Source organism: Rufibacter ruber (assembly GCF_001647275.1).
Taxonomy (GTDB): domain Bacteria; phylum Bacteroidota; class Bacteroidia; order Cytophagales; family Hymenobacteraceae; genus Nibribacter; species Nibribacter ruber_C.
On the sequence record NZ_LRMM01000068.1, the window covers coordinates 20,018 to 28,440 of the forward strand.

The following is an 8,423-nucleotide window of genomic DNA, read 5'->3' on the forward strand; positions in this document are numbered from 1 at the left end:
TCTAAAACCTGAAGTTGTACGTGATGGTAGGGATAGGCTGCCCAAAAACAGATAGTTGATACCCTTTAATTTTGCCACTTTCAGACTTAAAATAGACTGAATACGGGTTACGCCTGCCAGTTACATTATAGATCGCAAAGGTCCAGGAACTATGGGCGAGTTTTCGGGCTTTATGGCCTCCTTCCAGATTTAATGACAAATCACCTCGATAATAGTCTGGAATACGATATTGATTCCGTTCTGAGTAAAAGATCCGTTTGGCCCCGCCTAACTCATAAATAGCCATGGGTAATGTAATAGGCCGGCCAGTACTGTATGTTAGGTTGAAAGAAGTACTAATGCGGCGGCTGAAACGGTAGTTCCCAATCAACGTGACATCATGCGGTTTATCAAAGTTGCTAGGGTAAAACTCGCCCTTATTGATTTTTTCAGTATATGGGGCATCATTTGAACGTAAAAAAGCTCTTGAATAGGTATAGCTTACCCAACCATTCAATTTACCAATAGCTTTTTTGAGCATCACTTCCACACCGTAAGCTTTGCCCTCTGAGTTGATAACATCTGTTTCAATGTGGTGGTTGAGCAACAGTTTGGCCCCGCTCTTGTAATCCAGGAGGTGCTGCATCTTTTTGTAATATACCTCTACAGATGCTTCAATGGTATTAGATTTGAAATTCCGGAAAAAACCTAATGACACTTGATCCCCTACCTGCGGTTGAATATAGGAGTCACTCATTTTCCAAATGTCTGTAGGAGACATCATTGCGGTGTTGGTTAGCATGTGCAGGTATTGGCGGGTTCGGTTATAGCTTGCTTTAACCGACATGTCCTCGCGCAGGCTGAATCGGGCAGACACCCGGTACTCTGGCCCATGGTAAGTTTTAATCACCTTTCGGTTACCATACGCCACTGTGTCATCCACTGAATTTTCATTTCTGGAGGTTCCTGGAAAATAACTAATTACATCTTTGGGCCCTAAATAATGGAAGAAGGAATATCTGAGCCCTAAAGAAACGGCAAATCTGGGGGAAAACTCATACTCATCACTTAGATATAGCGCACTTTCTAATGCTTGTTCTGGGGCAACTTTATCTGATTTCACCAGTGATTCTGTGCCTCTGGGTGTATAATTTCCAGGGCTAATTTTGTAGTGGTTGGTGTTGCCGCCAAAGTCTATGGCATGCTTGGGCAATGAAGTGTTATTAAAATCTACTTTAAAAGTAGTTTGCTGCTGCTTATAGGTTAACTCAAAAGCAGTGGTCGGGTTCTTCTCACTTACAACTGAGTATTGGTAATCTGCGTAAGCGGCAGAAAGCTCACCAAAGAAATTGTGATGAAACGTGTGCTGCCATTTAAGAATAGCACTTTTGTTGCTGTAGTGGTAAACAGTATCACTCCCAAACCTGAAACGGTCATTACTCAAATAGCCATTCACGCTGACACTGTTACTGGAATCTATCTGATGGCTCACATTGGCGTTGAGGTCATAGAAAGAAGCTTTGCTCTGGTTCAATGTCTCATTGGGTAACTGCTTCAGGAGCCAATCTGAATACGTAGTCCGCCCCCCTATCAAGAAAGAAGATTTATTCTTGATAATAGGCCCTTCCAGCATCAATCTACTTGAAATCAATCCCAAACCACCGGCTCCAGAGAATTTCTGTTTATTTCCTTCACGGTTGGATATGTCTAACACAGAAGCTAAACGCCCTCCAAACTTAGCTGGAATACTGTTCTTGTAGAGTTCTACTCCCTTCACCACATCGGGGTTAAAGGCAGAGAAAAATCCAAATAAATGAGAGGGGTTGTATATGGTGGCACCGCCGAACAGAATTAAGTTCTGGTCAGTGGCCCCGCCGCGCACGTTCAGGCCGGTTGAGCTTTCCCCAACAGATTTGACACCAGGAAGCGTCAGCACCACTTTCATCACATCAGCCTCACCAAAGACGGTAGGCACTTGTTTGATCGTGCTAATGCTCAACTTCTCTACCCCCATGTTCAGGCCAGAAACATTTTTATCCCGGTCTCCCCTTACTAATACTTCATTCAAAGACACCACATCTTCCTGCAACTGCACATTCAATTTTCCGTCTGAGTACAGCATTACTTGCCTTCTAACCTCTTTCTGCCCCACACTTTTAATCTTCAGTACGTGCCTCCCCCTGGGCAAGGTGAGCGCATAAAACCCACTCTGGTCGGTATTGGCCGCTGTAAGAGGTATCTCAATCATCACTACCGCTCCAATTACTGGCTGACCAGTTTTGGCATCTGTTACAATTCCTGAGATGGTGGCTTTTCCTGGTTTAAGGTTATTGGTTCTAATGCCAATTTCATACAGCCGATGGGGACTGCCAGATGGTATCTTGTTTGAGCGGGCAACAGGATAGGTAGCTGAGACAGGTTCTGTCTCCTGCTCATGGCTTCTGGAGAAATAGCCGGGTGGCAACGAAGCTTGCAGCGGGCCTTTCACTACAAAAACTCTCTGGTCAGGATCAATAGCAAACTGGAAATCTGTTTTCTCAAAGGCTTTATTCAGCACCCGTTCCAGCGGTTCTTGCTGCACCCGAACAGAAATACGCAGGCTATCTATGTGGACTGGATTAAAATAGAAACGGTATTTCGTCTGACCCTCAAGACGCTGCACAAACTCTGTAAATGGAACATTGTTAAAATCACCAGTAATAGTAGAGTCTTGCGCTGTTTGCCCCAAAGCAGATATAACCGGAAGCAGTACCCACACCAGTGCTACAATAAGAAACCTCACCCTAATCATTTGCAGTGGTCATTTGGTGGTAGTGAGCAGCTACTCTGGCAATAGCCAATCCTTTATCTTGCCTAAAGTCTATTTTTTGATCTTTAATGAAAGTGACTAAATGTGCTTTATGTTCTTTAAAAACTTTCAGTAATGAACTTTTACTATTTACCGGGTAGAAGTGCCCCAACTTATGCACATAAAATCGGTCATTCTCTGCAAAAATCAGTTCAGAAGGCCTATTGGTTACCTGCTTGCTTCTCTTGGCCAGCACCTGAACACTCCCGTTGAACAATTCCTCATAATACCCACCATTAATTTGGTTAGTAGAATCCTGTACAGCAACAAAACGGCGGTCATTTATTGTGAAATAATGGGTCCTTTCACGCACCAATACAAATTTCTGCAATGGGTCACTGTCACCGGCATAGCCAATCACAGCCATATCACTTACCACATCATACAACAATGGAATTTGAGGATACAGAACCCCATCAAACAAGATAGTAGCATCTGCCCACTCTCCATTTCCTAAAAAGGGGTGCCCTTTACTGGGTCGGTTATATGGTGCATATACTGCACCTGAATAAATTCTGGCGTTCCTGCCTAATGCCTGGTGAAAAAGAGTGATAGCTTCCTGCACCGCTTGTTTGGAAGAATCAGGGGCAAGTACACTTCTACTTTGTCCAGTTGCATGAGAACCTAAGAAGCAAACAGCGGCAGCAGCTAAAACAAGGTAAAATAATCTTGTACGTATTTTATGTACAGAGCAAATTGTATATAACACGAGTAGTTGCTTTTTATTTAATATATATACGAACATGTACTATTCTTTACTTCGGTTAGCACATGCTTTGCATGAGGCGTAGCCGAGCATAAAGTACGTAACATGTTAGCCGAATTTTTTCTTACTATCAATCTATTTTCTTCTTATACCATTATTAATGCTTGTACCAATGCTTGCTGTAATATTATGAAACATTCTTTTATATCAAAGAAGAGCACAACCCCAATCTCCTAAGCCAATAACTGCAAAAAATAAGAAACCCAACCATAATTCCTGAGTCTGAATAATAGTTAAAATAGACATCAAATCAGCTATAATTAAGAGTCTATGCATATAGAACTTAAAAGAAATTGTATCATCACTTATAATGAATTCACCTCTTTCAATAAATATAAACTTGCTAAAGCTCCATGAACTCATTAGGCTTACCGAAAATGAAAGCGAATCCTATGTTACAACTAAATTCCATCCTTTGTTCTTTCCTACATAGTGGGCTACCTGATTGATGATGTCATTTTTCTCAATCGGCTCTGTAAACTCATTTTTATATGTAAAAGAGAATGGGATCATATTATATGGGTACTGCAATTTAAGTTACGGCTACCTAATGTATAAAAAATAAAATAAGTATAACTATATTAATCATAGAATGAAAATCTTCGCTTCTCATTACTACTCCTTTCCGCCAACTCAATCACCCTGATCACATCCCGCGCCTGCTCCGGCTGCACGTTCAGCTCCTTCTCCCCCAGAAGCGCATCCCGCACATTCTCATAAAACCCACGGTAGTCCCCTGCTTCGCTTTCAACCCTGCCCTTGAAAGGAAGCCCCTGAAAGTCTGTGTTCAGGTGCCCCCAAAGATGCTCTGGCTCCACTCCCCAGGCTGGTGCACCTTCTGGCGATTTCCCGGCCTTGAGGGCCTCCTCCTGCACGTCTAACCCATACTTCAGGAAAGACCCCCGGTCTCCGTGCAAGGTGTACCGGGGGCTGGGTTCCCGCACCAGCAATCCGGCCGACAAGGTCACCGTTACCCGTTCATAATAGAGCCTGGCTTCAAACTTATCAATAATACGGCTATGGGGGCGTTGCACCTTCAGCTCTGCATACACCTCCTGAGGCAGGCCAAACAGCACCAGCGCCTGGTCAATAAGATGCGAACCCAGATCATACAGAATTCCGGAGCCGGGCGTGTCTTCCTCTTTCCAGGTATTCTCCCTAATGGCTGTCCTAAACCGGTCAAAATGGGCTTCGTACTCCACCACACTCCCCAGCACTCCGCTTGCCAGGACTTTATGCACGGTTTTGAAGTCACTGTCCCAACGGCGGTTATGGAACACGGTGAGCAACCTCTGCTGCTCCTTTGCCAGTTGAATAAGCTCATCCGCCTCCGCAGAGGTGGGGGTGAAAGGCTTTTCCACTATGACATGCTTTCCGGCCAGCAGCGCCCGTTTGGTTAATTCAAAGTGCGAGCTGTTGGGCGTGGCTACCACTAGCACGTCAAGGGCATCATCCTGCAGGAGATCTTCTACCTGGGCCGTAATCCTGGCCTCGGGATACCGTTGCCGGGCAAGCTCCATGTTAGCCGGCCTTGATTCCCTGATCCGGGCCAGTTCCAAGCCCGGCACACTGTGAATGAAGGGGGCATGGAACACCTGCCCCGCCATGCCATACCCTATTAACCCTACCTGAATCTTTGCGCCGCTGTTGTTACCCATACACATTCGCTTTTCTGATACTAATGATGAAAAATACTCAAAACTGACTATTTCATTTGGTCAGCAGTTGCCTGACTTTTGCAAGACCAGTGATGCTCCACCGCCCCTCAAAACCTCTCAGTTTTTTGGCGTATGGTGAGCCTGGGTCATTGGTAAAGTACGGAGAATTCTGAAAATCCAGCAAAGAGTAAGAGGTGAATCCTGAAAAACCCAAGAGTAAGGCAGACGACAACCCCAGGAGCATGAAAACATTTTTATTCCTTTCCAGAGCAGCCTTGATACTGCTTTTACTGATCACCTTTGTTGGCTGCAGCAAAGATGACGACCCTGAACCAGAGAACGAGGAAAGCAACATTCCCCCAGAGTTCCGGGGGAGGAATGTAGAAGTAAACCCTAAAACGGTTTACGTGTCCAGCAAGAGCATCTCTGTGAGTGTCTGGGACAACGGCAACCTGGTTGACGGTGATATTGTCTCTATCTATGTAAATGGGGAGAGAGTCATAAACGAGCACGAACTGACCCGCACCAAACATACCGTAGATGTAGACTTGAAGTACAAAGGGTACAACTATATTCTGCTGTACGCGCACAATGAGGGTACCTCCTCCCCCAACACCTGCGCCGTAGAGATAGAAGATGACAAGGGCAAGCAGACAGTGGTACTGAATGCAAAACTCACCACCAACGCCGCTGCCAACGTAGTGGTGGAGTAGTCTGATCAGAAGATTAGGAAGGTTTGCTGCCTCTGTAGGGAAAGTGGTTTCTGCCGCCCTTACAGAGGCATTTCTTTTACCTTACCATAAGCAACGGCAGAGACCTCACTGATGCGCTTCCAGATATTCCGGCTTCTAAAAGGGGCTCTTTTACAAAATCTGTAAATAAATATCTTCACACCGCCTTCCCTATCCATTTATTATACGTATCTTTGACTATCTTTTAATATCACATAATGAAAAACGGTAAAGTAAAATTCTTCAATGACTCCAAAGGTTTTGGTTTCATTAAAGACGCTGACTCCAATGAGGAGTATTTCGTACACGTGTCTAACCTAGTGGACGAAATCAGAGAAAATGACGAAGTAACCTATGAGCTGAAAGAAGGCCGCAAAGGTTTGAATGCTGTGAATGTGAAACTTGCCTAAGTTTTAATATACCTCAGTTCTCAAAAGGGCTCCACAAACGTGGAGCCCTTTTTTGTGTCTGCCCGCCCAAGGCCAACCAGCGGCTGCCCTTATCTTTCCAGTGGGCACCTTCCTGTTTTTGGCTTGTTTTCCAAAAAACAGGTCAAAAACAGGAAGGTGCCAGATATTTAAGTACATTGGAAGAGAATAACCTACGTCTTTCCGCTTATTTCCAGTATGTCATCTATTTTTTCCAGGGGGAAAGCTTTTTTCCTTTTCGCCAGCTGTATCCTGTTCAGCGCCTGTTCCACCAGCGAGCAGAAAACCGAACCTACGGCGCCCACCACCCCGGCTCCAGCCGTAGCCACCCCCGTCAAAGCTGAACCAGCGCCCACCACCTCCCAAGCTCCTGCCCTTCCAGCAGAACCGGCCACTGCTGCCTCTGTTCTAGCCAAAAAGCAGGTGCCCATTCTATGCTACCACCAGATTAGGGAGTGGACCGCCCGTGACGGGAAAGTGGGCAAAGACTACATTGTGAAACCCGCTGATTTCAAAGCCCAGATGAAAATGCTGGCCGACAGCGGGTACCACACCATTCTGCCAGATCAATTGCAGGACTACCTCACCAAAGGCACCCCGCTACCAGAAAAACCCATCATGCTCACCTTTGATGACACCAAGCTGGACCAGTACACCGTGGCCAAACCAGAGCTGGACAAATACGGTTTCAAGGGCGTGTTCTTTATCATGACCGTTCCCATTGGCCGTCCCAACTACATGAGCAAAGCGCAGATAAAGCAGCTCTCAGACGAAGGCCACGTGATAGGCTCGCACACCTATGATCACCACAACGTGAAAAAGTACGAGGCCAAAGACTGGGTAACCCAGATTGAAAAACCCACCAAACAACTGGAAGCCATCACCGGCAAGCCGATAGAATATTTCGCGTACCCTTTCGGGCTGTGGCGGCCCGAGGCCATTCCGGAACTGCAGCAGCGCGGGTTCAAGGCGGCCTATATTTTGGCCACCAAACGCGACCCCAATGACCCGCTTTTCACCATTAGGCGCATTATTGCCAGCGGTTATTGGAGCACCAAAGGGTTGTACAACAGCATTCAGAACAGTTTCTAGGCCTCGCTTTTCCCCATGAATAGACGGGATTTTCTGAACCATGCGCTGCTTGGGGCGCTCGGGCTTGGGACTTTAACGGGAGTTTACACCTTACACGTAGAACCCTTCTGGCTGGAGTTCGTCCGGAAGAAAATGCCTATCCGGCACCTTCCCAGTCACCTTGAGGGCAAGACCCTGATGCAGATTAGCGACCTGCACGTCGCAATCGGTTTGATTATAACTATCTGATTAACGCCTTTCAAGACGCCCAGAAGCTGGAGCCCGATTTTGTGGTGTACACGGGAGACTATGTGAGCTACGAAGACGCCATGCAGTTCCAGCAACTGGCAGAGGTCTTGCAACACACCGTGAAAGGAAAGCTGGCCACCGTGGGCATCTTAGGCAACCATGACTACGGCAAAAACTGGGCAGAACAACCCGTGGCCGACCAAATCTCCTCGCAACTGCAAAACGCCGGCATCACTCTTTTAAACAATGCCCAACAAGAGTTTTCGGGTTTGAACATCATTGGGTTGGACGATTACTGGGCCCTGAATTTTTCACCTGAAACGGTCATGAAAGAGTATGATGCCTCCAAAGCCAACCTCCTGCTCTGCCACAACCCAGACGTCTGTGACCTTAACGTGTGGAACGGCTACCAAGGCTGGATTCTGGCCGGGCACACCCACGGCGGCCAATGCAAGCCGCCTTTCTTGCCCTCGCCCGTCCTTCCGGTTAAGAATAAGAGATATGACCAGGGAGAATTTGACCTAGCCGATGGCCGAATGCTGTACATCAACCGGGCCATTGGCCATTCTTACCAAGTTAGGTTCAACGTGCGGCCGGAAATCACCATTTTTGAACTGGCACAAGCCTAGAAAATTTCCTGTTTTCGCTGTTTTTGGAAAAACATGGCCGAAAACAGGATTATTTTTTGTTCGT

The 8,423-nt window shown here is 46.3% G+C and carries 7 protein-coding genes; 4 read left to right on the top strand and 3 right to left on the bottom strand.

The window, feature by feature from the left end:
* Position 1: 1 nt before the first annotated feature.
* The 3 genes from A8O25_RS18820 to A8O25_RS18835 all read right to left on the bottom strand — a co-directional run bounded on the left by A8O25_RS18820 (position 2) and on the right by A8O25_RS18835 (position 5,251).
* The gene (locus tag A8O25_RS18820) at positions 2-2,536 is read right to left on the bottom strand and encodes a TonB-dependent receptor (protein WP_338152765.1); all 2,535 of its coding nucleotides are present in this window, start codon (positions 2,534-2,536) and stop codon (positions 2-4) included.
* Positions 2,537-2,762: 226 nt separating this feature from the next.
* Entirely contained in the window at positions 2,763-3,572 is an 810-nt protein-coding gene (locus tag A8O25_RS18825) for a hypothetical protein (protein ID WP_066838255.1), read from the bottom strand.
* A 602-nt stretch (positions 3,573-4,174) separates the two neighbouring features.
* A complete protein-coding gene (locus A8O25_RS18835; protein ID WP_066838262.1) occupies positions 4,175-5,251 on the bottom strand; it encodes an oxidoreductase in 1,077 nt (358 codons plus the stop codon).
* 242 nt (positions 5,252-5,493) lie between these two features.
* Here A8O25_RS18835 and A8O25_RS18845 point away from each other — a divergent pair, with 242 nt between their 5' ends.
* From A8O25_RS18845 to A8O25_RS18860, 4 genes are all read left to right on the top strand, one after another.
* On the top strand, positions 5,494-5,964 hold the full coding sequence (locus tag A8O25_RS18845) for a hypothetical protein (protein ID WP_066838268.1): 471 nt from the start codon (positions 5,494-5,496) through the stop codon (positions 5,962-5,964).
* Positions 5,965-6,200: 236 nt separating this feature from the next.
* Positions 6,201-6,392 (top strand): cold-shock protein, encoded by a 192-nt coding sequence (locus A8O25_RS18850; protein ID WP_066838271.1) that lies wholly within the window; start codon positions 6,201-6,203, stop codon positions 6,390-6,392.
* Between the two features lie 216 nt (positions 6,393-6,608).
* On the top strand, positions 6,609-7,502 hold the full coding sequence (locus A8O25_RS18855; RefSeq protein WP_066838277.1) for a polysaccharide deacetylase family protein: 894 nt from the start codon (positions 6,609-6,611) through the stop codon (positions 7,500-7,502).
* A 224-nt stretch (positions 7,503-7,726) separates the two neighbouring features.
* Complete coding sequence (locus A8O25_RS18860; protein WP_206598707.1) at positions 7,727-8,359, top strand: metallophosphoesterase; 633 nt, start codon at positions 7,727-7,729, stop codon at positions 8,357-8,359.
* Positions 8,360-8,423: the final 64 nt, after the last annotated feature.